This is a genomic window from Streptomyces lincolnensis (assembly GCF_001685355.1).
GTDB lineage: Bacteria > Actinomycetota > Actinomycetes > Streptomycetales > Streptomycetaceae > Streptomyces > Streptomyces lincolnensis.
In genome coordinates this window covers 9,195,147-9,220,095 of sequence record NZ_CP016438.1, presented here as the reverse complement: position 1 = coordinate 9,220,095, position 24,949 = coordinate 9,195,147, and the positions used below count along the sequence as shown (strand labels likewise).

25 protein-coding genes and 1 pseudogene are annotated in these 24,949 nt (G+C 72.4%); 14 read left to right on the top strand and 12 right to left on the bottom strand.

The window, feature by feature from the left end:
- The first annotated feature begins 25 nt into the window (after window positions 1-25).
- On the top strand, window positions 26-322 hold the full coding sequence (locus tag SLINC_RS40715; protein ID WP_067446303.1) for a DUF4235 domain-containing protein: 297 nt from the start codon (window positions 26-28) through the stop codon (window positions 320-322).
- A gap of 95 nt (window positions 323-417) precedes the next feature.
- Here SLINC_RS40715 and SLINC_RS40710 read toward each other — a convergent pair whose 3' ends face one another.
- Window positions 418-810, bottom strand: coding sequence for a VOC family protein (locus SLINC_RS40710; protein WP_067443442.1), 393 nt, complete (start codon window positions 808-810; stop codon window positions 418-420).
- A gap of 78 nt (window positions 811-888) precedes the next feature.
- Window positions 889-1,587, bottom strand: a complete 699-nt coding sequence (locus tag SLINC_RS40705; protein ID WP_067443441.1) for a TetR/AcrR family transcriptional regulator — start codon at window positions 1,585-1,587, stop codon at window positions 889-891.
- Between the two features lie 163 nt (window positions 1,588-1,750).
- On the opposite strand from SLINC_RS40705, the gene SLINC_RS40700 reads away from it, so the two are divergent.
- The 4 genes from SLINC_RS40700 to SLINC_RS50175 all read left to right on the top strand — a co-directional run bounded on the left by SLINC_RS40700 (window position 1,751) and on the right by SLINC_RS50175 (window position 5,954).
- A complete protein-coding gene (locus SLINC_RS40700) occupies window positions 1,751-3,262 on the top strand; it encodes an APC family permease (RefSeq protein ID WP_067443440.1) in 1,512 nt (503 codons plus the stop codon).
- A 46-nt stretch (window positions 3,263-3,308) separates the two neighbouring features.
- Window positions 3,309-4,943: an amidohydrolase gene (locus tag SLINC_RS40695; protein ID WP_067443439.1), complete on the top strand. Its 1,635-nt coding sequence runs from the start codon at window positions 3,309-3,311 to the stop codon at window positions 4,941-4,943.
- Window positions 4,944-5,031: 88 nt separating this feature from the next.
- The gene (locus tag SLINC_RS40690; RefSeq protein WP_067443438.1) at window positions 5,032-5,394 is read left to right on the top strand and encodes a DUF1304 domain-containing protein; all 363 of its coding nucleotides are present in this window, start codon (window positions 5,032-5,034) and stop codon (window positions 5,392-5,394) included.
- Window positions 5,391-5,954, top strand: coding sequence for a TetR/AcrR family transcriptional regulator (locus tag SLINC_RS50175; RefSeq protein WP_067443437.1), 564 nt, complete (start codon window positions 5,391-5,393; stop codon window positions 5,952-5,954). The genes SLINC_RS40690 and SLINC_RS50175 overlap by 4 nt, the downstream gene beginning before the upstream one ends.
- A 13-nt stretch (window positions 5,955-5,967) precedes the next feature.
- Here the strand turns inward: SLINC_RS50175 and SLINC_RS40680 are convergent, their stop codons facing one another.
- Together SLINC_RS40680 and SLINC_RS40675 are read right to left on the bottom strand one after the other, a co-directional pair.
- Window positions 5,968-6,822, bottom strand: coding sequence for a hypothetical protein (locus tag SLINC_RS40680; RefSeq protein ID WP_067443436.1), 855 nt, complete (start codon window positions 6,820-6,822; stop codon window positions 5,968-5,970).
- A 64-nt stretch (window positions 6,823-6,886) separates the two neighbouring features.
- On the bottom strand, window positions 6,887-7,846 hold the full coding sequence (locus SLINC_RS40675) for a GlxA family transcriptional regulator (RefSeq protein WP_067443435.1): 960 nt from the start codon (window positions 7,844-7,846) through the stop codon (window positions 6,887-6,889).
- A gap of 71 nt (window positions 7,847-7,917) precedes the next feature.
- Between SLINC_RS40675 and SLINC_RS40670 the strand changes: the two genes are divergently transcribed.
- A complete protein-coding gene (locus tag SLINC_RS40670; protein WP_067443434.1) occupies window positions 7,918-8,868 on the top strand; it encodes an NADP-dependent oxidoreductase in 951 nt (316 codons plus the stop codon).
- A gap of 1 nt (window position 8,869) precedes the next feature.
- Here SLINC_RS40670 and SLINC_RS40665 read toward each other — a convergent pair whose 3' ends face one another.
- Together SLINC_RS40665 and SLINC_RS40660 are read right to left on the bottom strand one after the other, a co-directional pair.
- Window positions 8,870-9,976 carry an NAD(P)-dependent alcohol dehydrogenase gene (locus SLINC_RS40665; protein ID WP_067443433.1) on the bottom strand — a complete coding sequence of 369 codons (1,107 nt, stop codon included), beginning with the start codon at window positions 9,974-9,976 and terminating at the stop codon, window positions 8,870-8,872.
- 41 nt (window positions 9,977-10,017) lie between these two features.
- The gene (locus SLINC_RS40660) at window positions 10,018-11,472 is read right to left on the bottom strand and encodes an aldehyde dehydrogenase family protein (RefSeq protein ID WP_067443432.1); all 1,455 of its coding nucleotides are present in this window, start codon (window positions 11,470-11,472) and stop codon (window positions 10,018-10,020) included.
- A gap of 103 nt (window positions 11,473-11,575) precedes the next feature.
- Here SLINC_RS40660 and SLINC_RS40655 point away from each other — a divergent pair, with 103 nt between their 5' ends.
- Together SLINC_RS40655 and SLINC_RS40650 are read left to right on the top strand one after the other, a co-directional pair.
- Window positions 11,576-12,013, top strand: a complete 438-nt coding sequence (locus SLINC_RS40655) for a MarR family winged helix-turn-helix transcriptional regulator (RefSeq protein WP_067443431.1) — start codon at window positions 11,576-11,578, stop codon at window positions 12,011-12,013.
- 211 nt (window positions 12,014-12,224) lie between these two features.
- Window positions 12,225-12,605, top strand: coding sequence for an anti-sigma factor antagonist (locus SLINC_RS40650; RefSeq protein ID WP_225988455.1), 381 nt, complete (start codon window positions 12,225-12,227; stop codon window positions 12,603-12,605).
- A gap of 26 nt (window positions 12,606-12,631) precedes the next feature.
- Here the strand turns inward: SLINC_RS40650 and tuf are convergent, their stop codons facing one another.
- Both tuf and SLINC_RS40640 read right to left on the bottom strand, forming a co-directional pair.
- Window positions 12,632-13,825: an elongation factor Tu gene (tuf, locus tag SLINC_RS40645; RefSeq protein ID WP_067443430.1), complete on the bottom strand. Its 1,194-nt coding sequence runs from the start codon at window positions 13,823-13,825 to the stop codon at window positions 12,632-12,634.
- A gap of 55 nt (window positions 13,826-13,880) precedes the next feature.
- Entirely contained in the window at window positions 13,881-14,834 is a 954-nt protein-coding gene (locus SLINC_RS40640; protein WP_067443429.1) for a ribose-phosphate diphosphokinase, read from the bottom strand.
- Between the two features lie 197 nt (window positions 14,835-15,031).
- Here SLINC_RS40640 and otr(A) point away from each other — a divergent pair, with 197 nt between their 5' ends.
- The gene (otr(A), locus tag SLINC_RS40635) at window positions 15,032-16,891 is read left to right on the top strand and encodes a tetracycline resistance ribosomal protection protein Otr(A) (RefSeq protein WP_067443428.1); all 1,860 of its coding nucleotides are present in this window, start codon (window positions 15,032-15,034) and stop codon (window positions 16,889-16,891) included.
- Between the two features lie 23 nt (window positions 16,892-16,914).
- Here otr(A) and SLINC_RS40630 read toward each other — a convergent pair whose 3' ends face one another.
- Entirely contained in the window at window positions 16,915-18,105 is a 1,191-nt protein-coding gene (locus SLINC_RS40630; protein ID WP_067443427.1) for a cytochrome P450, read from the bottom strand.
- A 143-nt stretch (window positions 18,106-18,248) separates the two neighbouring features.
- Between SLINC_RS40630 and SLINC_RS40625 the strand changes: the two genes are divergently transcribed.
- Window positions 18,249-18,911, top strand: coding sequence for a DUF4230 domain-containing protein (locus SLINC_RS40625; protein ID WP_067443426.1), 663 nt, complete (start codon window positions 18,249-18,251; stop codon window positions 18,909-18,911).
- 429 nt (window positions 18,912-19,340) lie between these two features.
- Window positions 19,341-20,012, top strand: a complete 672-nt coding sequence (locus SLINC_RS40620; RefSeq protein WP_375141512.1) for a VanZ family protein — start codon at window positions 19,341-19,343, stop codon at window positions 20,010-20,012.
- Here the strand turns inward: SLINC_RS40620 and SLINC_RS46700 are convergent.
- The 3 genes and pseudogenes from SLINC_RS46700 to SLINC_RS40610 form a co-directional block, all read right to left on the bottom strand.
- Window positions 19,990-20,293, bottom strand: a pseudogene (locus tag SLINC_RS46700) (PNPOx family protein). The gene SLINC_RS40620 and the pseudogene SLINC_RS46700 overlap by 23 nt on opposite strands.
- Window positions 20,294-20,348: 55 nt before the next feature.
- Window positions 20,349-20,585, bottom strand: a complete 237-nt coding sequence (locus tag SLINC_RS40615; RefSeq protein ID WP_067443425.1) for a hypothetical protein — start codon at window positions 20,583-20,585, stop codon at window positions 20,349-20,351.
- A 248-nt stretch (window positions 20,586-20,833) separates the two neighbouring features.
- Window positions 20,834-21,643 (bottom strand): SDR family oxidoreductase, encoded by an 810-nt coding sequence (locus SLINC_RS40610; RefSeq protein ID WP_067443424.1) that lies wholly within the window; start codon window positions 21,641-21,643, stop codon window positions 20,834-20,836.
- A 126-nt stretch (window positions 21,644-21,769) separates the two neighbouring features.
- Between SLINC_RS40610 and SLINC_RS40605 the strand changes: the two genes are divergently transcribed.
- The 3 genes from SLINC_RS40605 (at window position 21,770) to SLINC_RS40595 (ending at window position 24,831) form a co-directional block, all read left to right on the top strand.
- On the top strand, window positions 21,770-22,807 hold the full coding sequence (locus SLINC_RS40605; RefSeq protein ID WP_067446295.1) for a PHP domain-containing protein: 1,038 nt from the start codon (window positions 21,770-21,772) through the stop codon (window positions 22,805-22,807).
- A gap of 80 nt (window positions 22,808-22,887) precedes the next feature.
- Window positions 22,888-23,547 carry an HAD family hydrolase gene (locus SLINC_RS40600; protein WP_067443423.1) on the top strand — a complete coding sequence of 220 codons (660 nt, stop codon included), beginning with the start codon at window positions 22,888-22,890 and terminating at the stop codon, window positions 23,545-23,547.
- A 78-nt stretch (window positions 23,548-23,625) separates the two neighbouring features.
- The gene (locus SLINC_RS40595) at window positions 23,626-24,831 is read left to right on the top strand and encodes an FUSC family protein (protein WP_067443422.1); all 1,206 of its coding nucleotides are present in this window, start codon (window positions 23,626-23,628) and stop codon (window positions 24,829-24,831) included.
- Window positions 24,832-24,949 lie beyond the last annotated feature (118 nt).

Here is a 24,949-nt window from a genome sequence, read left to right as displayed (position 1 = left end):
CACCCATTAGATGGAGGAGATCCACGTGGCCAAGAAGAAGAAACTGCCCCTCGCCTACCAGCCCGTCGGCTTCGTCCTGGGCTGGGCGGGCGGCGCCCTGGCCGGGCTCGCCTTCCGCAAGACCTGGATGGCGATACGGCACGAGGAGGACGCCCCCGACGCGCTGGACCGGGATCGCGGCTGGGGAGAGATCCTGCTGGCCGCGGCGGTCCAGGGCGCCATCTTCGCCGTGGTCCGCAGTGCGGTCGACCGCACCGGGGCGAAGGCCATCGAACGCTCGACGGGCGTCTGGCCGGCCGCGGAGAAGGGCGGCCGCGACTGACCACGGCACGGGACTGACCACGGCACGGGAAGGGGGGCTCGCGGTGCCGCGAGCCCCCCTCGTTCACGTTGCGCCGGTACCGCGACCTCGCCGGTTCACCCCTGCTTCGGTGCCGTGGACGGGATGAGCCGCAGGGTGAAGGAGTGGCCGGCCGGGTCGGCGAAGCCGCGTTCCTCGTGGATGCCGGTCACGTCCTTGGTGTCCAGGGCGCGACCGCCGAGGCCGATCACCCTGCGTTCCACCTCGTCCAGTTCCTCCACCACGAAGTCCAGATGGACCTGGAGCGCGTTCTCGGGGCGCGGCCAGCTCGGCGGGGTGGCGTTCACATCACGACGGAACGCCAGCCGGATCCCGTCGGCCCCCCGTATCTCCACCCGGTTGGCGCTCTCGTGCGTCTGCTCCGCGTCCAGCAACTCCTTGTAGAACTCCGCGAGTTTCTCCGGCTCGGCACAGTCGAGCACGACGACGCCCGCTTTCACCAAGGACATGTCTCCTCCGAAGGGTCCGGACGCGAGACGTTCGTGTCCCGCGGCCCTCTCCCTTGCGGATATCCCGGGACGGCCGATTCAGTCGGCGAGCCGCGCCGCCGCCGCGTCGAGCAGCAGTTCCAGGGCCGCCGGATAGGAGCTGTGCCGCATGTCCGCGACGAGGTGGCGGGCGGTGGCGGCGATGTGCGGGTGGGTGGTGGCGGGCAGCCGGGCGTAGGTGGCCGTCCAGACGGCCGCCTCCGTCTCGCGCGCCGCCTTCGGCATGGCCGCGCTCGCCGAGTCGAGGGCGCCGAAGGCGAGGGCCTGGTCGACGAAGGCGTGGTAGATCCGCACCGCCTCGGCGTCGGGGAAACCGGCTCCGCGCAGTACGCCGACGATGGTCTCGACGGCCTGGATCTCGTGCGCGCGCCCGGTGACCCGGTAGGAGCTGAGCACGGCCGCCCGTGGGTGTGCGAGGGCACCGGCGTGCATGCGCAGGCCCAGGTCCCTGAGGTCGGCCCGCCAGTCGCCGGTCGGGCGCCAGGTGCGCAGGGTGCGGCCGATGAGCTCGTCGGCGATGGCCAGCATCAGGTCGTCGGTGTGCCGGAAGTACCGGTACAGCGAGCTGGGGTCGGCACCGAGGGCCCGGCCCAGCCGGCGGACCGAGAGCGCGTCCGCGCCGTGCTCCTCGATGAGCCGCAGCGCGGTCTCGACGATCAGTTCCTCGGAGAGCACGACGCCCTGTTTGGTCGGGCGCCGGCGCTGCCGGGCGGCGGACGGGACGACCCGTTCGGTCATGCGTGTCTCCCCGGGGCGGCGGATGCGGTCGGTGGGCGCGGTCGGTGGGCGCGGTCGGTGGGCGCACCTTATGACAACACCGTTGACCTGAGAAGCCCCCGGGCAGTTTCATGTCCGCTCACCGGGGCCGACAGAGCCCCCCGGCCCCAGCGGAGGCCCTGCCATGACCCACCAGCCCCTCGGAGCCGCCACCGAACCGCCACCATCCGGGCCCGCGCTGCGCCGGTCCCTCGGCGTCCTGGACGGCGTCGCCATCGCCGCGTCCAGCACGGCCGCCACCACCAGCATCGGCATCGGTCTCGGGGTCACCGCGGGGGTCGTCGGACTGCACCTGCCGGCCATCATGCTGCTGGCGTTCCTGCCGGTCCTGGGCATCGCGGGCGCCTACTCCCGGCTCAACCGCGTCGAGCCGAACGCGGGCAACGGCTATGTGTGGGTGGGCCGTTCACTCACCCCGTGGCTGGGCTTCATGGTCGGCTGGGTGAACGTCGTGGCGGTGGTGGCGTTCCTGGCGTACACCACGGCGGTCACCGGGTCGGCGCTGATCCAGCTCGCCGGGGACGCCGGCCTGCACCGCGTGGGCGGGCTCGCGCTGGATCCGGGGTCGACCGCCCAGACGACCGCGCTGGGCATCGTGGTGCTGGTGGCCGTCACCCTGACCGCCGTCACCGGTATCCGCACGGCGGCCCGGCTCCAGGCCGGACTGCTGGTCTTCGAGTACGTCGTCCTGCTGGGCTTCTGCGGATACGGCATCGTCACCGGGCCGCACCCCTTCCGGCTCAGCTGGTTCGACCCGTTCGCGATCCCCTCGGCCCAGGCGCTCGCCCAGGGCCTGCTGCTGTCGGTGTTCTGCTACTGGGGCTTCGAGGCCGCGTTCAGCGTGAACGAGGAGGTCCGCGACCCGCGTGACGCCTCCCGGGCCGGTATCACCACCCTGGTCACGATGCTGGGTCTGTTCCTGCTCGGTTCGATCGCCTTCCAACGCGTGCTGTCCGAGGAGGAGTTGGCCGGGCACGGCGCCCAGGGGCTGGCGTTCTTCGGCGAGCGTCTGGCCTCCCAGCCACTGGCCGCGCTGCCCCTGGTGGCCCTGATGTTCTCGGCGGTCGCCTCCCTCCAGGCGGGGGTGATCCCCACGGCCCGGGCGATGTTCGCGATGAGCCGGGACCGTACGCTCGGACCGGTGTGGTCGAAGGTCAGCCCCCGCTACGGCACTCCGGCCGCCGGGACCCTGCTGGTCGGCGCGCTGGCCACGGCGGTCGCGGCACTCGCCCTCGTCATCCCCCGCCTCTCCGACATGATCATGGCGACGGTGAACGCGGTGGGGATCGTGGTCGCCCTGTCGTACGCCCTGACCGCGCTCGCGGCCGCCGTACGGTTCCGCTCGCTGCTGCGCGAGGACTGGCGCCAGGGTCTGCGGGCGGTGGTGCTGCCTTCACTGAGCGCCGCCGCACTTCTGGGCCTGGGCGGTTATCTCGGCTGGTCCTTCTACCGCTCCGCCGACCATCTCGAACTCAGCGCGGACAACGGCTGGTTCCTGCTCCTCACCCCTGTTGCGATGATCACGTCCGGTCTCGTGGCCGCCGCGTGGGCCAAGTGGGTACGCAGGTCGCCCTACTTCCGCGGCGGCGCGGGCACCGACGCCGACGCGCCCCGACTGCTCGCCGCACACCACTAGTCGGGAACCACCAACCAGCCCGATCAGACCGACCAGGAAGCGGGACATGTACGCAGATCTGCTCTTCGCCGGCGGCCCGGTCCTCACCCCCGAGGGCCGCACCGCGACCACCGTCGCCGTCACCGGCGACCGCATCACCGCCGTGGGACGGGAGGAGGTGCGCGACCTCGCCGGGCCCCGGACCGAAGTGGTGGAGCTCGCCGGGCGGTTGCTGCTGCCCGGGTTCCAGGACGCGCATGTGCACCCGGTGCCGGCCGGTCTGGAGCTCACCCAGTGCGATCTGACCGGGACCAGGACGGCGGACGAGACCGTCGCCGCCGTGCGCGCGTACGCCGACGCGCATCCCGGAAGGGAGTGGATCACCGGCGGCGGCTGGTCGATGGAGGCGTTCGAGGGCGGTACGCCGGCGAAGGAGCTGCTGGACGCGGCCGTGCCCGACCGGCCGGTCTATCTGCCCAACCGCGACCACCACGGCGCCTGGGTCAACAGCCGTGCCCTGGAACGCGCCGGCATCACGCGGCACACACCCGACCCCGCCGACGGGCGGATCGAGCGGGACGCCTCGGGCGAGCCGAGCGGGACCTTGCAGGAGGGCGCGATGCAGCTCGTCGGGCGGCTCACTCCCCCGGCGACCCCGGCCGACCGGCTGGCGGCGCTGCTGCACGCCCAGCGCCATCTGCACGCGCTCGGCATCACGGCCTGGCAGGACGCCCTGGTCGGGGACTTCCTCGGCATGGACGACCCGTCGGCGGCGTATGTCTCCGCCGCCCGCGACGGCTCGCTCACCGCGCGCGTGGTCGGCGCCCTGTGGTGGGACCGCGAGCGCGGTGCCGAGCAGATTCCCGAACTCGTCGAGAAGCGGGCGGAGTTCACGCACGGCCGGTTCCGCGCGAAGACCGTCAAGCTGATGCTGGACGGGGTCGCCGAGACCGGCACCGCCGCCCTGCTGGAGCCCTACCTGGACCGGTGCGGCTGCGTCACCACCAACCGGGGCACCAGCTTCCTCGACGCCGCCCATCTGCCCAAGTACGTCACCGAGTTGGACGCGCTCGGCTTCCAGTGCCACTTCCACGCGCTGGGCGACCGGGCCGTACGCGACGCCCTGGACGCCGTGGCGGCGGCGCGTGCCGCGAACGGGCCGAGCGACACCCGGCCGCACCTGGCCCACCTCCAGGTGGTGCACCCCGACGACGTGCCGCGCTTCGCCCGGCTCGGGGCGACGGCCACCATCCAGCCGCTGTGGGCCGCGCACGAACCGCAGATGGACGAGCTGACGATGCCCTTCCTGGGGGCCGAACGGGCCGCCCGGCAGTACCCGTTCGGCGCACTGCTGCGCTCCGGCGCCACGCTCGCCGCGGGCAGCGACTGGCCGGTCAGCAGCCCCGACCCGATCCAGGGCATCCATGTCGCCGTCAACCGCCGGACCCCGGACGCGCGGGACCGGCCGGTGTTCCTCCCGGCCGAACGCCTCGGCCTCGCCCAGGCGTTGACCGCCTACACGGCCGGTTCCGCGTACGCGAACCACCTCGACGACTCCGGACGGGTGCGGGTGGGGGCGCTGGCCGACCTGGTGGTCCTGGACCGCGATCCGTTCGCCGGGCCCGCGCAGGACATCGCGCGGACCCGGGTGGCGCTGACGTATGTGGGCGGCGAACGGGTGTACGCAGCCGACGGGCACTGAGTCGGCGGAATTCTTGGACAGATGTCCAGCTATGATGGACACCTGTCCAAGAATTTCAAGAACACAGGAAAGCAAGAGGAAGAACCCCATGGAGATCCTGGCGAACGTGCTGGTCGGCCTGGTGGCGGCGCTGCACGCGTACATCCTGGTGATGGAGATGTTCCTGTGGCAGAAGAAGCCGGGGATGTCCTTCCACGGGTTCGACCGGGAGATGGCGAAGGCCACCGCCGCCATGGCCGCCAACCAGGGCCTCTACAACGGCTTCCTCGCGGCCGGGCTGGTGTGGGGACTGGTCGCGGGTGATCCGACCGGGTTCCGCGCCCAGGTGTTCTTCCTGTCATGCGTGATCGTCGCGGGTGTGTACGGAGCGGTGACCGCCAACGTCCGCATCCTCGCCGCGCAGGCCCTGCCGGGCGCGCTCGCCCTGGCCGCCGTCCTGATCGCCCGGTGACCCGCCCCGCCCCCGAGGACCCCCGGGCGGCCCGGACCCGGGCGCGTCTGCGTGCGGCGCTGCTCGCGGAGTGCGCCGAGCGGCCGCTGGAGGAGGTCGGCGTGGCCGCCCTGGCCCGCCGGGCGGGGGTCGGCCGGGCGACCTTCTACGTCCACTACGACGGCCTGGAGGCCCTGGCGGTCGACGCCTGCGCGGACGTCGTACGGGAGGCGGTTCAGGCCCTGCACGCCTGGCGCGGCCGGCCCGACCCGGTGCACGCGCCACCCGCGCTGGCGGAGTTCTTCGCCTCACTCACCCCGCACGCGGGCCTGTACCGGGCGCTGCTGAGCCCGGGCGGCGGCGGTCCGCTGGGGCGGGTGCTGCACCGTGACCTGCGGGCGTACAGCCTGCGCGAGCGCGAACTCGCGGGGGCCGCCGACGCACCCCTGGTGGCGTCGGCGGTGGCCGCCACTTTCGCGGGGGTGCTGGCCGACTGGCTGCACGGCCTGCTCGACGCGGGGCCCGCCGAGATCGCCGACCAGGTCTGGCAGTTGCTGGTGGCGCTGCACGCGAGCCGCTGACGCCCGCGGTCTCTCACCTGCAGGCGATCACTTCCTTCGTCCGGGGCCACGCCTCCACGCCGTCGGGCGTACGGACGTACGCCGCCGTCCGGTCGTCCGTCAGCCACAACTCCCGGTCGGCCAGGCGATATCCGGTGTCGCGGGCGTCGTCGGGCATCGGGACGTCGGCGCCGTACGGGGCACTGAGCAGGTCCGGCTCGAACACGCCCTCGGGATCGCGGACGTACTGCTCGGTGTCCGCGCCCCGCCCCAGGGACATCATGAGGGCGCTCTGCCAGCCGCAGTGCTCGGGGCCGAGGGAGCTGCTCACCGTGGTGGTGGGGATCCGCCTGCCGGCCGCGTCGGTCCAGATGTCGGTGTCCCAGGGGTCGGTGAAGTCCGCGGGGAGTTCGGCCGGGTCGCAGGACGCGCTCGCCTCCGGGCCCCAGCCCGGTCTGCCCCGCTGGTCATCCGCGACGACGACCGCGACCCTGGTCCGGCCGGCCACGTCGAAGGAGTACAGCACCCGGCCGTCCCGCTCGGCCTCCCGGCGGTACCCGGTGCGCGGGACCTCCGGCTGCTCCATGTCGAAGTACAGCTTCAGGCCCTCCTCCGGCGTCGAGCCGGCATCCGCCCTCCCCCACTCCTCGCCGCTGGTCCCCGCGTAGGCCTCGCCGTCGCACTCCAGTGCCCGTCCCGCGGCGCCCGACCGGCTGAGCACGGCCCGCTCGCCGTCCTCGTCCACGTCCTTCATGGGCACGCGGAGCGGTCCGCCGTACGGCGTGGCCGGGGGCGCTCCCTCGACGACCATGTCCTCGTCGATCCCCTCACCGCACCCCACGACCGCCACGGCCATCAGCACCGTCACCGCCACGAGCCGTCCGTGCATGTCCCGTCCCCCTTGATCACCGACCGCTGTTCCGGTCCTCCGACGCGGTGGCGCGGCGGAACGTTCAGCGTCCGGCGGCCTGGAACGTACGCCGATAGGCCTGGGGGGAGACGCCGATCGCCGCGTGCAGGTGCTGGCGCAGGGAGGCGCCGGTGGCGAAGCCGACCTGGCCCGCGATGTGGTCCACCGGCAGATCGCTGGCCTCCAGCAGGTGGCGGGCCCGGGCGACGCGCTGCTGGATCAGCCAGCGGCCGGGGCTCAGGCCGACCTCCTCGTTGAAGCGGCGGGCGAAGGTGCGCAGGCTCATCCGGGCGTGACCGGCGAGGTCGGCCAGGGTGAGCGGCTCGTGCAGGCGCTCCAGGGCCCAGGCGCGGGTCTGAGCGGTGCTCGCGGCACCCTGCTCGGGGACCGGCCGCTCGATGTACTGCGCCTGGCCGCCGTCGCGGAAGGGCGGGACCACGCAGGCCCGGGCGACGAAGTTGGCCAGTTCGCTGCCGTGGTCCTTGCGCACCAGGTGCAGGCAGACGTCGACACCGGCGGCGGCTCCGGCCGAGGTGATGATCCGGCCCTCGTCGACGAAGAGCACGTCCGGGTCGAGGTCGATGTGCGGATACAGCTGCCGGAACCGGTCGACGAGGTGCCAGTGGGTGGTGGCCCGGCGGCCGTCGAGGAGCCCGGCCGCGGCCAGGACGAAAGCGGCGGTGCAGATGGACACGATCCGCGTCCCGGGGCGGATACGGGCGAGGGCCGCCCGCACCTCCTCCGGGAGGTCGGCGGTCACCCGGTCCGACGCGACGGAGGCGATCACGACGGTGTCGGCGTCGGCCAGGGCCTCGGGGCCGTGGTCGACGGTGATCGAGAAGTCCGCGGTGGTGCGCACCGGGCGCCCGTCGACCGTGCAGGTCACGACCTCGTACCGGCCGCCCGCCGCGCCGAGGATCCGGCTGGGGATGCCCAGTTCGAAGGGGTACACGCCGTCCAGGGCCAGCACCGCGACCCGCTCGGGCCGCTCTGTATACGTCATGGCACGATCCTATCGAAGAGTGGCAATCATGCCATTCCCTGGACGGGCGGCGCCGGGCAGGCTGGACGACCATGAGCCCTGTGAACACCATGCGCGTCATCACCCAGGACGTCCTCGGCGGACCGGAGGTCCTCCAGGTCGCGCAGCTGGAGCGTCCCGAGCCCGGCGCGAACCAGGTCCTGGTCCGCGTCCGCGCCGCCGGCCTGAACCCCACCGACTGGAAGCACCGCGCGACCGGCGGTTTCCTCGGCGAGCCGCCCTTCGTCCTCGGCTGGGACCTCTCGGGCGTGGTCGAGGCCGTCGGCATCGGCGTCGCCACCTTCGAGCCCGGCGACGAGGTCTTCGGCATGCTGCCGTACCCGTGGGGCCACGGCTCGCACGCCGAGTACGTCATCGCCCCGGTCCGCGCCCTCGCCCACAAGCCGGCCTCGATCGACCACACGCAGGCGGGCGCCCTGCCGCTGGTGTCGCTGACCGCGTGGCAGGCGCTGGTCGAGAACGCGGACCTCCGGCCGGGGCAGCGGGTGCTGATCCACGCGGCGGCGGGCGGGGTCGGGCACGTGGCCGTGCAGATCGCCAAGGCGCGGGGCGCGTACGTGATCGGCACCGCGAGCGCGGGCAAGCACGACTTCCTGCGGGAGCTGGGCGCCGACGAGGTGATCGACTACCGGGAGACGGACTTCACCGAGGCCGTCAAGGACGTCGACGTGGTGCTGGACACGCTCGGCGGTGAGACCTCCGGGCGGTCCCTGCGGGTGCTGCGGCCGGGCGGCCTCGTGGTGTCGATCCTGCCGGTGGGCTCGGACGAGCTGTACGAGGAGGCCGAGCGGCTGGGCGTACGGGCACTGCGGATGCTCGTCGACGCCGACCGTGCCGGGATGGAGGCGATCGTGGGTCTGGTCGAGGAGGGGAAGCTGCGCGCCACGATCGCGGGTGCCTTCCCGTTGGCCGATGCCGCCGAGGCGCATGCGCTGGGCGACACCGGCCGGACCACGGGGAAGCTGGTCCTGACCGTCGACTGAGTCAGAACGTCAGGACGGGCTTGATGGCCTTGCCCGCGGCCATGTCCCGTACCGCCTGGTCGATGTCCGCGAAGGGGTAGGTGCTGATCAGGCGGTGCAGCGGGAGCCGCCCGGTCTTGACGAGCTCGACGAGGGCGGGGATGAAGGTCTGCGTCTCGGCGTCGCCGAGGGTGAGACCGACGACCCGCTTGCCGCCGAGCAGCCCGTTGACGTCCAGGGCGACCTCGGTACCGAAGGGCGGGGCGCCGACGACGACCACGGTGCCGCGGGCGGCGAGCGCGTCCACGCCCTGGCGCAGGACGCCGACGTTGCCCGTGGTCTCCACAACGCCGTCGGCGCCCCGGCCGCCGGTGATCTCCGCGAGGGCCTCGCCGAGGTCCCTCTCGCCGGCGTTGACGGTGTGGGTGGCGCCCAACTCCTTGGCCAGCGCGAGGCGTTCACCGACCCGGTCGACGGCGACGACGGTGGTGGCCGGGGTGAGGGCAGCGGCCATGACCGCGGACAGGCCTACGGCTCCGGCACCCAGGACCACGATCGTGGAGCCGGTGACCGGCTTCAGCACGTTCCACACGGCGCCGACCCCGGTCTGCACCCCGCAGCCCAGCGGGGCGATCGACTCCAGCGGTACGTCGGCGTCGACCTTGACCAGGCTTCTGTCGTCCACCAGCGCCCGTTCGGCGAAGGAGGACTGGCCGAAGAAGTGACCGCCCAGCGGCTCGCCGTCCCGGGCGATGGTGCTGGTGCCGTCGGCCCGGCGGCCGCCGATCAGGTTCAGCGGCAGCCAGCTGGCGCAGTACGCCGGGTGGCCGCCGTCGCAGTTGCCGCACGCGCCGCAGGAGGTGAAGGACAGCACGACGTGGTCGCCCGGGGCGATGCCGGTGACGGCGGATCCGACGGCCTCGACGACGCCCGCGCCCTCGTGCCCGAGGACTCCGGGCAGCGGGAAGGGCAGTCCGCCACCGGCCGCCCCGAGGTCGGTGTGACACAGGCCGGCGGCGACCATCCTGACGACCGCCTCGTGCGGACCGGGCTCGTCGAGGACGACGTCGCAGAGGGTGAAGGGTGCGCCGCCGGACTCGACCACGGCGGCGCGGGTGGTGATGGACATCGTACGAACTCCCTTGGTTCTGAAGCTGGTTCGGGGTGCGCTCAGCCGAGCGAGACGACGACGGACTTGACCCTGGTGTAGGCGGCGAGCGCCTCGGGGCCGTACTCGCGGCCGAAGCCGGAGTCCTTGACGCCGCCGAAGGGCACCGCCGGGTCGAGCATCGCCCAGTCGTTGATCCAGACGATGCCCGCCTGGAGCCGGTCGGCGATGCGGTGCGCGCGGGCGAGGTGGGAGGTCTGGATGCCGGCGGCCAGGCCGTACGGCGTGGAGTTGGCGAGGGCGACCGCCTCGTCCTCGGTGTCGAAGGGCTGCACGGTCAGCACCGGGCCGAAGATCTCCTCCTGCACGACGCGGGAGTCGTTGGAGAGGTCGGCGATCACGGTGGGCCGGTAGTAGTAGCCGCCGTCGAGGTCGAGCCGTTCGCCGCCGCAGACGATCCGGCCGCCCTCCTTGCGGGCCAGCTCGACGTATTCCTCGACCTTCTTCAGGTGCTTCTCCCCCGCCATCGGTCCGACGACCGTGCCGGGATCGCGCGGATCGCCGACCGGTACGCCGGGCACCGCGTCGGCGAGGATGCCGAGCAGGGTGGTGTGGACGGGGCGGGAGACCAGCAGGCGGGGGCCGCCCATGCAGAACTGGCCGGTGTTGAAGACGAAGGCCTTGATGATCGCGCCGACCGCCTTCTCCAGGTCGGCGTCCTCGAAGACGATGTGGGCGGCGTTGCCGCCGAGTTCCATGGTGACCTGCTTGAGGCCCTCCCCGGCGGTGCTCGCCACATGCCGGCCGATGGCGGTGGAGCCGGTGAAGGCGACCTTGTCGACCCCGCGGTGCCGCAGCAGCGCCTCGCCGGCCACCGGTCCGGTGCCGGTGACCACGTTGACCACACCGTCGGGGACGCCGGCCTCGGTCAGCAGCCGGGCCATGTAGAGGGCGCTGAGCGGGGTCTCGTCGGCGGGCTTGTGGACGACGGTGTTGCCGGCCGCGAGCGCGGGACCGATCTTGGACCCGGCGAGGATCAACGGGAAGTTGAAGGGCGTGATCGCGGCGACCACACCGAGCGGCTCACGCTTGGTGTATGCGAGCGCGTTCATGGGCGTGTCACGGACGGAGCCGTCCAGGGAGTGGGCGAGGGCGGCGAAGTGCTCGTAGTCGTTGGCCGCGTTCGTCACGTCGACGGCGTGGCACAGCGAGATCGGCTTGCCGACGTCCAGGCTCTCCAGCCGGGCGATCTCGTCCGCGTTCTGCCTGATCAGCTCCGCCACACGGTGCAGGATCCGGCCCCGCTCCCGGCCGCTCAGCCCGGACCACCGGCCGCTGTCGAAGGCCTCGCGGGCGGCACGGACGGCGGCGTCCACGTCGGCGGCGCCCGCCTCGGCGACGGTGGTGACGACCGTGCCCCGGGACGGGTCGACCACCTCGGTGCGCGCTCCGTCGGCGGCATCACGCCACTGGCCCCCGATGAACAGCCGTCCGGGTTCGATCTCGATGGTGGTCATCACCGCTCCTCAGCATCGTCGCCAAGATTTCAACCAACAGGATTCCTGTTGGTTCGCAGTCTCTTTACGGACAGGTTTCCTGTCAATGCTCTAGCCTGAACCCATGCTCGACGCCCAGGAAACCAAGACGGCTCCTTCCCTCCTCTACATGGTGAAGCAGGTGGAGCTCGTCGTGCGATCCCACCTGGACGAACTGGTCAAGCCGTCCGGGATCACCGCGTTGCAGTACACCGCGCTCACCGTCCTGGAGCGGCACGACGGACTGTCGGCCGCGCAGCTGGCCCGCGACTCGTTCGTCACGGCCCAGTCGATCGCCGATCTCGTCCGGTCCCTGGAGAACCGCGGACTGGTCCGCCGTGAGCGCAACCCACGCAACCGGCGCGAGCTGCTGATCCTGCTGACGGACGCCGGCCGTGCGCTGCTCGCCGAGCACGAGGGGCCGGTACGGGAGCTGGAGGAGCGCATGGTGCGCGACCTCACGGCGCACCAGGCCCAGCAGTTGCGGCAGGCGCTGACGAAGGCCTGGCAGGCCCTGTCGTAAAACCGCCGCACTTTCTCAGGCGGAATTCACAGACATATGTCAATCGAACATGCTCAAATTCACTCCATCGAGGGTAACTTGCAGAGCGGGGAACGGTTTTGCACGTACTCGGGGCACTGGGACACGTCTACGCTCACAGGACGTCGTCACCCCGGACCCCGGTGACCTGCACCCCCTGTCGCTAACGGAGCCGGTTGGAGGCGATGTCGCAGTGCCGCAGGAACCGGCCCCGTTCACCCGGCATCTGCGCGTGTACCAGGACCGGGGGTACACCGTCCTGGAGTTCCGCGGGGAGATCGACATCGCCGCGTCCATGGAGATCCTCCCCTGCCTCGACCGGGTCACGGGACGGCCCGACGCCCGCCTGGTGATCGACCTCAGCCGGGTGGACTTCTTCGACTGCTCGGGACTGCGCCTGCTCTACCGCGCCCGCAGCCGGGTGCTCGACCGGGGCGGACAGCTGTCCCTGGTCTGCACCCACCCGCTCACCCTGCGCGTCCTGCGGGTCACCGGCCTGGCCCGGCTGCTCCCGCCGATGCCGACGCTGGACGCGGCCCTGGGCCGGCCCGAGGCCACGTCCGGCACGATGTGACCCGCGTCGACGCCGGGTGAGCGGCGCTACTGGAGGATCCGGGTGACCTGGCCCGCGCCGACCGTCCGCCCGCCCTCGCGGATGGCGAACTTCAGGCCCTCCTCCATGGCGACGGGCTGGATCAGCTCGACGTTCATGGTGGTGTTGTCGCCCGGCATGACCATCTCGGTGCCCTTGGGCAGGGTGACCACGCCGGTCACGTCGGTCGTGCGGAAGTAGAACTGGGGCCGGTAGTTGTCGAAGAACGGGGTGTGCCGGCCGCCCTCGTCCTTCGACAGGATGTACGCCCGCGCCTCGAACAGCTTGTGCGGGGTGACCGAACCGGGCTGGATCACGACCTGGCCGCGTTCGACCTCGTCCCGCTTCACCCCGCGCAGCAGCAGTCCGACGTTCTCGCCCGCCCGGCCCTCGTCGAGGAACTTGCGGAACATCTCGATGCCGGTGACGGTCGTCCTGGTCTTGGTCTCGTGGATGCCGATGACCTCGACCTCCTTGTTGACGTGCAGCGTGCCACGCTCGATCCGGCCGGTGACGACCGTGCCGCGGCCGGTGATCGTGAAGACGTCCTCGATCGGCATCAGGAACGGCTGGTCGACGTCCCGCACCGGCTCCGGCACCGACTCGTCCACGGCGTCCAGGAGCCGCAGCACGGAATCGGTCCACCGCTCGTCGCCCTCCAGGGCCTTCAGCGCCGAGACCTGCACGACCGGGAGGTCGTCCCCCGGGAACTCGTACTCGCTCAGCAGGTCGCGCACCTCCAGCTCGACGAGCTCCAGGATCTCCTCGTCGTCGACCATGTCCGTCTTGTTGAGGGCGACGACGATGTACGGCACGCCCACCTGCCGGGCCAGCAGGACGTGCTCCTTGGTCTGCGGCATCGGCCCGTCGGTGGCCGCCACGACCAGGATCGCGCCGTCCATCTGGGCGGCACCGGTGATCATGTTCTTGATGTAGTCCGCGTGCCCGGGGCAGTCCACGTGCGCGTAGTGCCGGCGTTCCGTCTGGTACTCGACGTGGGCGATCGAGATGGTGATCCCCCGCTGCCGCTCCTCGGGCGCCTTGTCGATCTGGTCGAACGGCGTGTACGGGTTCAGGTCGGGAAACCGGTCGTGCAGCACCTTCGTGATGGCCGCCGTCAGCGTGGTCTTGCCATGGTCGATGTGACCGATGGTCCCGATGTTCACGTGCGGCTTGGTCCGCTCGAACTTCGCCTTCGCCACTGCGAGCCCTCCTGAGCATCCGGGTGATGCCGAGCCGTGGTGTGTTCCTTCCTGTCTATTCGGTTCGCGGCGCGTCGAACAGGGCGCTGACGGACTCACCGTTGTGGATCCGGCGTACGGCCTCGGCGAGCGCCGGGGCGACGGTCAGGATCCGCAGCTTGTCCGTGCGCTCCTCCTCGGGGACGGGCACGGTGTTGGTGCACACGATCTCCAGGACGTCCGGCTGCTCCCCGATCCGCTTCAGGGCCCCGTCGGCGAACAGTCCGTGCGTACAGGCGACCCGGATCGAGCGCGGCCCCAGCTCCCGCAGCCGGTCGAGGAGTTCGAGGACGGTGGAGCCCTTGGCGATCTCGTCGTCCAGCACGATCACATCCCGCCCGGCGACCTCGCCGATGACGGAGTTGATGGTGACCCGGTCGTCCGCGAACCGCTGCTTGGCGCCGGCGGCGACCTGGGCGCCGATCATGCGGGCGAACGCGGCGGCCTCCTTGGCGTTGCCGAGGTCGGGCGAGACGACCGTGGTGCGCGTGAGGTCGTACTGCCGGAAGTGCGCGGCGAGTTCCCGCAGGGCGTGCAGGTGGTCGACCGGCACCGAGAAGAAGCCGTGGACCTGGGGCGAATGCAGGGTCATGGCCAGCATCCGGCTCGCGCCGGCCGCCACCATCAGGTCCGCGACCAGCCGCCCGCCCAGGGAGATGCGGGGCGCGTCCTTCTTGTCGGAGCGGGCGTAGGAGTAGTGCGGCATCACGACGGTGATCCGTCCGGCCGAGGCCCCGCGTGCCGCGTCGCACATCAGCAACAGCTCCACGAGGTTCTCCTGGACCGGCCTGACCAGCGGCTGGATCAGGAAGACGTCCCGCTCCCGGCAGTTCGCCTGGAGCTGCACCTCCAGACAGTCGTTGGCGAACCGGCTGACCCGGGTGGGGCTGAGCGGCACCCCCAGATGCGCGCAGACCTCCTGGGCCAGCTCGGGGTGGGCACTTCCGCTGAACACGGCGATGTCTCGCACGCACTGCTCCTCGCATGATCATTCCGGCTGCCGGGGCTCATGCTACGGGCCCGGAAAACCGGTTGCGGACGGCCCGAGGCGGCGCGCCATGATGACCGTGCCCGTCCCTCCTCCCGTCAGGACCCCTCGCATGCGCCGACCCCTCGAACCCACCCAGTGCCCCTTCCGGCCCACGGTCTTCGAGGACTCCACCCCGCATGCACACCCTGAACATCGGCATCCTGGCCCACGTCGACGCCGGTAAGACCAGCCTCACCGAGCGGCTGCTGTTCGACCACGGCGCGATCGACCGGCTCGGCAGCGTCGACACCGGTGACACCCGCACGGACGACGGGACGATCGAGCGACAGCGCGGCATCACCATCCGCTCCGCCGTCGCCGCGTTCACCGTCGGCGACACCCAGATCAACCTCATCGACACCCCCGGACACTCCGACTTCATCGCCGAGGTCGAGCGCGCCCTGGAGGTCCTCGACGGCACCGTCCTGCTGCTGTCGGCGGTGGAGGGCGTGCAGGCGCAGACACGGGTCCTGATGCGGACGCTGCGCCGGCTGCGGCTGCCCACGCTCGTCTTCGTCAACAAGATCGACCGGGCGGGCGCCCGGGCGGACGCTCTGCTCACCGACATGCGGCGCCGGCTGACCCCGCACCTGACCGCCGTCACCGGCGTCACGGGCATCGGCACGCACGGAGCCCGGGTGCTGCCGCTACCGCTCGGATCCCGTACGGCCGAGGCGCTCGCCGACGTCGACCCGGAGATCCTGACGGCCCTGGTCGACGGCCCCGAGCCGACCCCGGACGAGCTGCTGAGGTCCCTGGCTGCCCGCACCGCCGACGGCTCCTTCCACCCGGTCTTCCTCGGCTCGGCCCTCGGCGGCCAGGGCGTCCCGGAACTGGTCGACGGCATCACCCGCCTGATCCCCGCGGCACCCGCCACCCCGGCCACCGAACCACGCGGCACGGTCTTCGCCGTACTGCCGGGCCCGGGCGGCGAACGCACGGCGTATCTGCGGCTCTACGACGGTGAGGTGACCCGGCGTCAGCCTCTGACGTTCCGCCGGCGCGAGGCGGACGGCCGGACCACCGAGGTCGGCGGCCGCGTCACGCGCCTCGACGTCGTCGGCCGCCCGGAGCCGCTGACCGCCGGGAACATCGCCGTCGTCACCGGCCTGCCCGGAATCCGCGTCGGTGACCGGCTCGGCGAACTCACCGACCGTGCCCCGCAGTTCGCGCCACCCACGCTCCAGACCCTGGCCCGGGCCCGGCGCCCCGGGCAGGCGGCGGCCCTGCGCGCGGCCCTGCTCACGCTCGCCGACCAGGACCCGCTGCTCCACGCCCGTCCGGCGGCCTCCGGCGCCACCGCGCTGCTGCTGTACGGCGAGGTCCAGATGGAGGTGCTCGCGGCGACGCTCACCCAGGACTTCGGCATCGAGGCCGAGTTCGAGCCGGGCCGCGTCCGCTTCCTGGAACGGCCCGCCGGGGTGGGCGAGGCGTGGGAGGAGATGCCGTGGCACGATCGCACCCGGTACTGGGCGACGATCGGTCTGCGGGTCGAGCCGGGACCGCGCGGCTCGGGCGGGGTGTTCGCGTACGAGACGGAACTCGGCGCGCTCCCCCGTGCCTTCCACCAAGCGGTCGAGGAGACGGTCCACACCACGATGGCCGCCGGGCCGAACGGCACGCCCGTCACGGACTACCGGGTCACGCTCGTCCGGTCGGGCTTCTGCGCACCGATCAGCACGGCCGCCGACTTCCGCGGGCTCACACCCATCGTGCTGCGCCGGGCGCTGGAGCGGGCAGGGACCCGGCTGTACGAGCCGTACCACGCCTTCGAGACGGAGGTGCCGCTCGACGCCCTCGCCCCGGTGACCGCCCACCTCGCCTCGGTCGGCGCCGAGTTCACGGGGACGTCGGGCGGGTCCACGGCCTGGCTGATCACCGGCGAGCTGGCGGCCCGGCGGGTGCGCGAGGTCGAGCTGCGGCTGCCCGGGCTCACACACGGCGAGGGGGTGTGGTGGTCACGGCCGTCCGGCGACCGTGAACTCAAGCCCCACTAGACGCACTGGACGACCGGGGCTGGTCACCAGGAGACCGGCAGCCGACGCGGGCTGCGGGTCATCTGACCCTCCCGCCACTCGATGGTCTCCGGGGTGAACTCGGCCTTCAGGCCCGGGAAGCGGGCCGCCAACCGGTGCAGGGCGAGGCCGAGTTCCAGGCGGGCGAGCCAGGCGCCCAGGCAGTGGTGGGGGCCCGCGCCGAAGACCACGGTGGGCGAGCTCAGAGGTGTGAACAGGTCGGGCGGGCCGGGCGGGAAGACCTCCGGGTCCCGGTTGGCGGAGTTGATCTGGACGGCGACCACAGCGCCCGCCGGGATGGTCACACCGCCGAGTTCGACGTCCTCGACGGCCCGGCGGATCAGACCGGGCAGTACCCGGCCCTCGCTGAGCGGCACCGTCCGCAGCAGGTTCTCGACCGCGGTGGCCGCGTTGTCCTCGTACTCGGCCAGCCGCGGCCAGGCCTCCCGCCCGTCGGTGAGGAGGTGGACGACGATGTTGCCGAGGGCGGTCATGGTGGTCTCGTGCCCGGCCACCACCAGGCCCAGGACCAGGATGACCAGCTGCCGTTCGTCGATGCCGAGACCGTCGCCGGCCGCCACCAGCCCGCTGACCAGGTCGTCGCCGGGATCCTTGCGCCGCTCGGCGACGAGATCGGCGCAGAACACCCCGAACTCCAGCATCGCCGTGCCGACCTCGTCCGCGGTGTGCGCCCCGCCGGACAGGGCGTGGTCGGCCCAGTCGCGGATGCGGTCCCAGTCCGCGTGGTCGAGCCCCATCAGCCGGGAGATCACCGCGACCGGCAGGGGCCGGGTGAACCCCTCGATGATGTCGGCCGGCCGGGGCCGCCGCGCGAAGTCGTCGAGCAGGGACTCCACCACCGAGGCCACCCAGGGCCGCCAGCGGGCGATCGCGCGCGGGGTGAACGCCCGCTGGACGGTGCCGCGCAGCCGCTGGTGGGCGGGCCCGTCCTGGTTGAGCAGGCCGTCCGGGGTGTCCAGCAGGTTCGGTACGACAAGCAGCGGCGGGGCGTCCTCGGCCTTCAGGGAGCGCCGGTCGAACCGGGGGTCCATGAGGACCTGGCGCACCTCGGCGTACCGGGTCACCAGCCAGACCGGGGTGCCGGTGGCGAGGGTGCCGGGCCGGGGCGGGCCTGACTCGGGGAAGGCGATGTGGTGCATGGGGCACAGGGGACGTGAGGTGCTGTCTGTGCTCATCCGGGTCTCCAGACGCGCCGGAAGTGCGGGTTCTCCACGCTAGTGCGCCCCGCCTGCTCCCGTCAGCGGCCCAATCGGCCAACGAGGCGGTCTGGCAAGCCTCTTGAGGGGGCATTCGAACGGGTAGGAAGGAGGGCCGTCGCATGACGACTCCCATCAGGCGCGTGTCCAGGCGTATGCCCGGCTGGGCGAAGGCGGTGAGTGCCGTGGTACTGGTGCTCGTCGTGTTCTTCGCCGGGATCCGGCTGAGTGTGCTGCCGGGTCTGAAGGACCTGTTCGGCACCGAGACCCATGACCGTTCCGGCCCCGCACTGCTCCAGTCCATCCAGGACATCAGCCGTTACGACGCGGCCTCCGGCAATTTCCAGGTCGTCGTGGACCTGGAGAAGGACACCAAGTACCTGCCCGACGCGATCCGCGGCTCCCGCACCCTGTACATCGGGGCGGGTTCCGTCGACGCCTACGTCGACCTCGGCAAGGTCGGCAAGAACGACGTGACGGTCAACGGCGACCGTACGTCGGCCACCCTGCTGCTGCCGCACGCACAGCTCGGCAAGGCCGCCCTGGACGTCGACCGCTCCTACGCGGTGTCCAAGCAGCGCGGTCTCCTCGACCGCCTGACCGACCTGTTCAACGACAACCCCAACGGCGAACAGGCCGTCCAGAAACTGGCGGTGAGGCACATCGGCGCGGCGGCGAAGGAGAGCGAACTGACCAAACGCGCCGAGGTCAACACCACCAACATGCTCGAAGGGCTGCTGCAATCCCTCGGCTTCAAGGAGGTGAACGTCAGGTACGGCTCCTGATCGGGAGCCCAGGACACCCGGCAGGGCCAGGGCGCCGGGCACGGCGGCGCCCACCAGCAGCCAGGCCACGTAGTGCCCGACGTGGCCGGACTGGAGGCGCCTGAGCGGCGGTGCGCGGGTGGGTGCGAGGAGCTCTTGGGGCGGGTGCCGACCCGACGGCCGGCACCGCGCCGAGCAGCAGCGCGGGGACCGCCGTCATGGAGTCGGTGATCCGGCTCAGCCGGTGGCGAGTCTCGGGCCACTCGCCGGAGCCGGTCGCCGTAGGGATGGCGGTCCCCGCCACGGCCACGAGCTACAGCCGGCGTGCCCCCACGGCACGAAGGGAAACGCGGGCGGAGGCGGGGCAATGTCACCCCGCGTCACGGCATTCTCGGCCGGTTCTCGGGTAACCGGCTTATGACGCAGGGAAGTTGAAGACTGGAGGACCGAATGGCCCGTGCAGCCTTTTCGCGTTCCGCGTTTCGCCTGCGCAGCACCAAGTCCGAGACTCCCGACCGGAGCAGGGCGCGCCCCCGGTCGGGCAAGGCCGTCGAGGCGCGACCCAAGTCCGGCAAGGCCGACGGCAAGACGCGGCCGAAGCCCGGGAAGAGCGGGGCGGAGGCGAAACCCACATCGGGCAGGGCCGAGCGGGGTGGGCGGTCGGCCCGGGGCGGGCGGCGTCCCCTGCCGTTCCTCCTGCGGCTGCTGGCGATGCTGTTCGCCTTCGCCTTCATGGTGGCGTTCGCGGTCGTGCTGGCCCGGCTGACGCTGGAGCCCTCCCCCGCGTCGGCTCCGCTGACCCACACCAACATGCGCCCGGGCAGTTCGCTGCGGGCCTACCTGGACCAGCCCGAGCTGCGGGACGCGGTCAAGCAGATCGGCGGGAACCTGGTCCTGGGCATCCCGTTCGGCATCCTCGTCCCGGTGCTCGCGCCGCGGACCCGGGGAATCCTGCGGGTGCTGCTGCTGACCGCGGTCGTCATGCTGACGGTGGAGTTCGCTCAGGGCGCGCTGGTCAACGGCCGTGCCTTCGACGTGGACGACGTCATCCTCAACACGACCGGCGCCCTGATCGGCTATCTGCTGCTGGGGCGGCGGCTCAGCCGGGCGGTGCATAGCTGAGGTCGGTCGCGGTGAGCGAGGCGGGCGTCAGCCGCAGCCAGGCGGTGCCTCGCTCGCCGGGATCGTCGTACAGGTAATGCGTGAAGCGCCGGTCCCAGCGGCTCTCGTCCGGGCCCAGGCAGGGCGACGGCCGGATCGTCCCGCACGCGCGTGTGCACCCGGGCCCAGGGGCCCGTCAGGATCCAGAACGCCCCGTCCTCCCAGAGGAACCAGACCGGGCGCACCGTCGGGCCGTTGGTGGCCAGGCGGGCGGTGAGCGGCTGTTGCAGGAACGCGTCCACGTCGAACGGAGGCGGGGTCACCGGCTCATCCTCGCTCCCGGGCGCGCGCCATCCCTCAGTGCCGGTGCCAGGTGAACTTGTCGCCGCCCACCCAGCGGACCACCTCCGGGTCGTCCAGGTCGTGGACGGTGATCCCGAAGGCCGCGGCGGCCTCCAGGACGTCGGTGACGGCCTTCGCCTCTCCGACGACCTCACCGTCGATCTCGACGATCCGGAAGGGCGGCGTGCCCGGCTGCACCCCGAGCACCTGGATCCGCGGGTGGGCGATGTACGGGCTCGCGATTTCGGTCATGGATAGAGCGTAGAACGCGATCCCCGGAAGGGAGAGGCGTGCGTCACCCGCCCGGCAGATCGAGCAGGGCCGCCTCCATCGCCCCCTGAGTGGCGTGCGGAAGTCCTTGGCGGTGGTGTCGGTCCCGCACAGCCCGCGCAGCTCGGGCAGGGCACGCGCGGATCCGGGCGAGCTGTTCCGGGGCGGTCGCCGTACGGGGCCGGGCCGCCGTTCGCGCCGGGGGCGCCGTCGGTTTCAAGGCCGTCGGTTCAAGGCCGTCGCCACTCGTCGTCGCCCAGGTGGGAGCCGGCCTGCGGGCCCATTCGGAGCATGCCGCCGTCGACGCTCCAGGAGGCGCCGGTGACGTAGGAGGCGTCGGGGCCGGCGAGGAAGGCGATCACGGCGGCGACCTCGCGGGCGTCGCCGGGACGGCCGAGCGGGACGCCGGGGCGGTCCTCGGTGTGCGGGTCGGTGTCCTCCTGGCCGGTCATGGGCGTGGCGATCTCGCCGGGTGCCACCGCGTTGACGGTGATGCCGTGCTCGGCGAGCTCCAGGGCCATGACCTGGGTGAGCAGACCCAGGCCGCCCTTGGCCGCGCAGTAGGGGGCGGCGCCGACCCGGGGCTGGTGTTCGTGAACGGAGGTCACGTTGACGATCCGGCCCCCGTGCCCCTGCCGGATCATGTGCCGGGCGGCGCGCTGCCCGCACAGGAAGGGGCCGACGAGGTCGACCTCCAGGACCTCACGGACGTCGTCGAGTTCCAGGTCGAGGAAGGGCGTCATGGTGCCCGTACCGGCGTTGTTGACCAGGACGTCGAGGCGGCCCAGCCGGTCGCACAGCTCGTCGACGGTGCCGGCGGCGGTGGGCAGCCGGGTGAGGTCCATCTGCGCCACGGCGGCCCGCTGCCCGTGGGCGCGCACCTCCTCGGCGGTCTCCTCGGCGCCCTGGAGGTCACTGTGCCAGGTGATGCCGACGTCCATCCCGGCCCGGGCCAGCCGAACGGCGGTGGCCTTCCCGATGCCGGAGTCGGCGCCGGTGATCACGGCCACCTTGCTGCGCGGTACGGCGGGTGCGGACATGGCAGGCCTCCTCGTGGACGCGGTCGAGGTGATGAGGCATCGCAGTACCCGGTCGCGTACCGGACAAACCGCGCGCACGCCGTGCGGCCCCCGGGGAGCTGGGGAACTCTGGAGGTGGAGGTGGCGATGGACCCCGTCGAGGCTCTGGACCGGATCGCCTTCCTGCTGGAGCGGTCCCGCGCGCCGACGTACCGCGTGCGCGCCTTCCGTACGGCGGCCCGCGTGCTGTCGGAGCTGCCCGAGGGCGAGATCGGCGAGCGGGCGCGGGCCGGGACGCTGGAGGACCTCAAAGGGGTCGGCCCCAGGACGGCGCAGGCGGTGCGCGAGGCCCTGGAGGGCCGGGTGCCGGGCTATCTGGAGAAGCTTGAGGGTGAGGCCGACGCACCGCTCACCGGGGGCGGGGCCGGGCTGCGGGCGCTGCTGCGCGGGGACTGCCATCTGCACTCCGACTGGTCGGACGGCGGCAGCCCCATCGAGGCGATGGGCCGGGCCGCGGCGGAGCTCGGCCACGAGTGGGCGGTGCTGACCGACCACTCGCCCCGGCTGACCGTGGCCCGCGGACTGTCGCCGGAACGGCTGCGGCGACAGCTGGACGTGGTGGCGGAGCTCAACGAGACCTGGGCACCGTTCCGGCTGCTGACCGGCATCGAGTGCGACATCCTCGACGACGGTTCCCTGGACCAGGAGCCGGAGCTGCTGGACCGGCTGGACGTCGTGGTGGTGTCCGTGCACTCCAAGCTGCGGATGGACGCCCGCTCGATGACCCGGCGCATGGTGGCCGCCGTCCGCGATCCGCACGCCGACGTGCTCGGGCACTGCACCGGGCGGCTGGTGACGGGGCGGGGGCGGCCGGAGTCGGAGTTCGACGCGGAGGCGGTGTTCGCCGCGTGCGCCGAGTCCGGCACGGCCGTGGAGATCAACAGCCGGCCCGAGCGGCTCGATCCGCCGCGGCGACTGCTGCGCCGGGCCGTCGAGGCGGGCGTGCTGTTCTCGATCGACACCGACGCGCACGCGCCCGGCCAGCTGGACTGGCAGATCCACGGCTGCGAGCGGGCCGAGGAGTGCGGGGTGCCGCCGGAGCGCGTGGTCACCACGTGGCCCCTCGACGACCTGCTGGCCTGGACCCGCGAGGGGCGCACTCCGGACCGAGTGGCGAGCGGCTGACGTGGTACCCGGGCGGCACGGAGCGATCCGAGTGGTACGAAGAAATCCGAGTAGTGGTACGGAGCGAAGGGAACCGGCGCATGGGACGGGCCGCGGTGTTCGACGTCGACGGGACCCTCGTCGACACCAACCACCTCCACGTGGCCACCTGGTGGGAGGCCTTCCGGCAGGCCGGGCACACGGTGCCCATGCACGCCGTCCACCGGGCCGTCGGGCTCGGCTCCACCGATCTGATCGCCCACCTCCTCGGCGACGACCGGGACCGGAGCCGGGACGAGGAGCTGAGCGCCGCCCACAAGGCCCTGTACGGGCAGTACTTCGACCGGCTGCCCGCCCTGTCCGACGCCGGCCGGCTCCTGCGGCGCCTGCACCGCGACGGCTGGACCGTCGTCCTCGCCACCTCGGCGGGCGGCGCCGAACTCTCCGCGCTGCGCCGCGCCATCGACGCCGACGACGCGATCGCCGACACCGCGAGCGCCGACGACGTCGACGAGGGCAAGCCCGCTCCCGAACCCGTCGAACACGCCCTCGAACTCGCCGGTGTCGGCGCCGAACACGCCGTCTTCGTCGGCGACACCGTCTGGGACATGCGCGCGGGCAGCCGCGCCGGCGTCCGCTGCGTGGGCGTCCTGTGCGGCGGCATCCCCCGCACCGACCTGGAGGAAGCGGGAGCGACGGCCATCTACGCCGACCCCGCGGACCTGCTGGCGGGCCTGGAGGAAAGCCCCTTGGCACCCTGACGTGACGCCGCGGAGCCAACCGCCGCCCACCCGGGATCACACAGGTGACGAGCCGGTTGGGGCGGATACCCGCTGTGCATGACGCGTGTGACTGATGCGGTACGCCCCCGTGGCGCCCCTCCGATCTCCCGTGCCGTCGACGCGCTGCGCCGGGAGGCGGGATCCGTGGGACGGGCCGCCCGGGCTGCTTGGCGAGGGCCGGGGCGGGAGCGGGATCTGGTCGTGCAGTCGATGAAGGCCGCCGCGGCGGCACTGCTCGCCTGGTCCGTGGCGAGCGTGTGGCTGGGCGACCCGATGGCCCTGATGGCGCCCTGGGTGGCACTGGTGCTGGTGCAGGCCACCGTGTTCAGCTCGCTGCGGCAGGCCGCGCAGCAGTGGACGGCCCTGTGTGCCGGAACCCTGCTCGCGTCGGCCGCCCAGGTGCTCACCGACGACACGCTGGGCGCGCTGGCGCTGTCCGTGCCGGTGCTGATGCTGCTCGCGAACTGGCCCCGCTTCGGCGACCAGGGCATCTACGGGGCGACGACCGCGCTGTTCACCCTCGCCTCGGGCAGTGTGTCGGCGTCGGCGGTCGGCCACCGGGTCGGACAGGCGGCGCTGGGCGCGGTCATCGGCGTCGCCGTCAACGCGCTGATCCTGCCGCCGGTGCACCTGCGGGACGTACGGGAGAACCTCGCGGCGCTGGCCGGGGAGGCGGGCGACCTGCTGCACATCGTCGCCGGTGATCTGCGGGCCACCGAGTGGGACGCCCAGGTCGCGGCCGGCTGGACGCACGGCTCGGCGCGGCTGGAACGGCGTCTGGAGGCCCTGCGTTCGGCCCGCGGCTGGAGCAGGGAGAGCCTGCGGCTGGCGTCCGGCCCGCTGCTCGCCGTCCGCAGGGCGCCGAAGCCCCTGCCGCCCGAGAGCGAGGACGAGCGCTGGGGCCGGGTCACCGGGCACATCGCCGCACTGACCAGAACGCTCGCCGTGGCCGCCGACGAGGACCGTATCCCCACCCCGCCCGACGGCCCGGCCCTGCGCTCCTACGCCCGTCTGCTGGAACTCATCGGCGACGCCTGCCATGCGGAGAGCCGCCGTCTGCTCGGCGCCAGCGACGAGGCGGGCCTGGACGACCGGTCGGCCGACCGGGTCGAGGACGCCATGTGGGAACAGCACGAGCGCTTGCAGGAAGGGCTGCGGGAACACGCCGAGCACGCCACCGCTCGGGCGACGGTCCTGGGCACGTTGTTGTTGCAGGCCGAGAACCTGTGGACCGAGACCGTGCCGGGCACCCGGAAGCGGTGACACGGATCACCCCAGAACGGGACGGACCGGGGAACACCCATGGGTAGTTGCCTGTTGAACCAGCCGTGGGTGTGGATGGGACAGTGTCCCCGGGCCTCACCTTTTGCCCACAGGGACG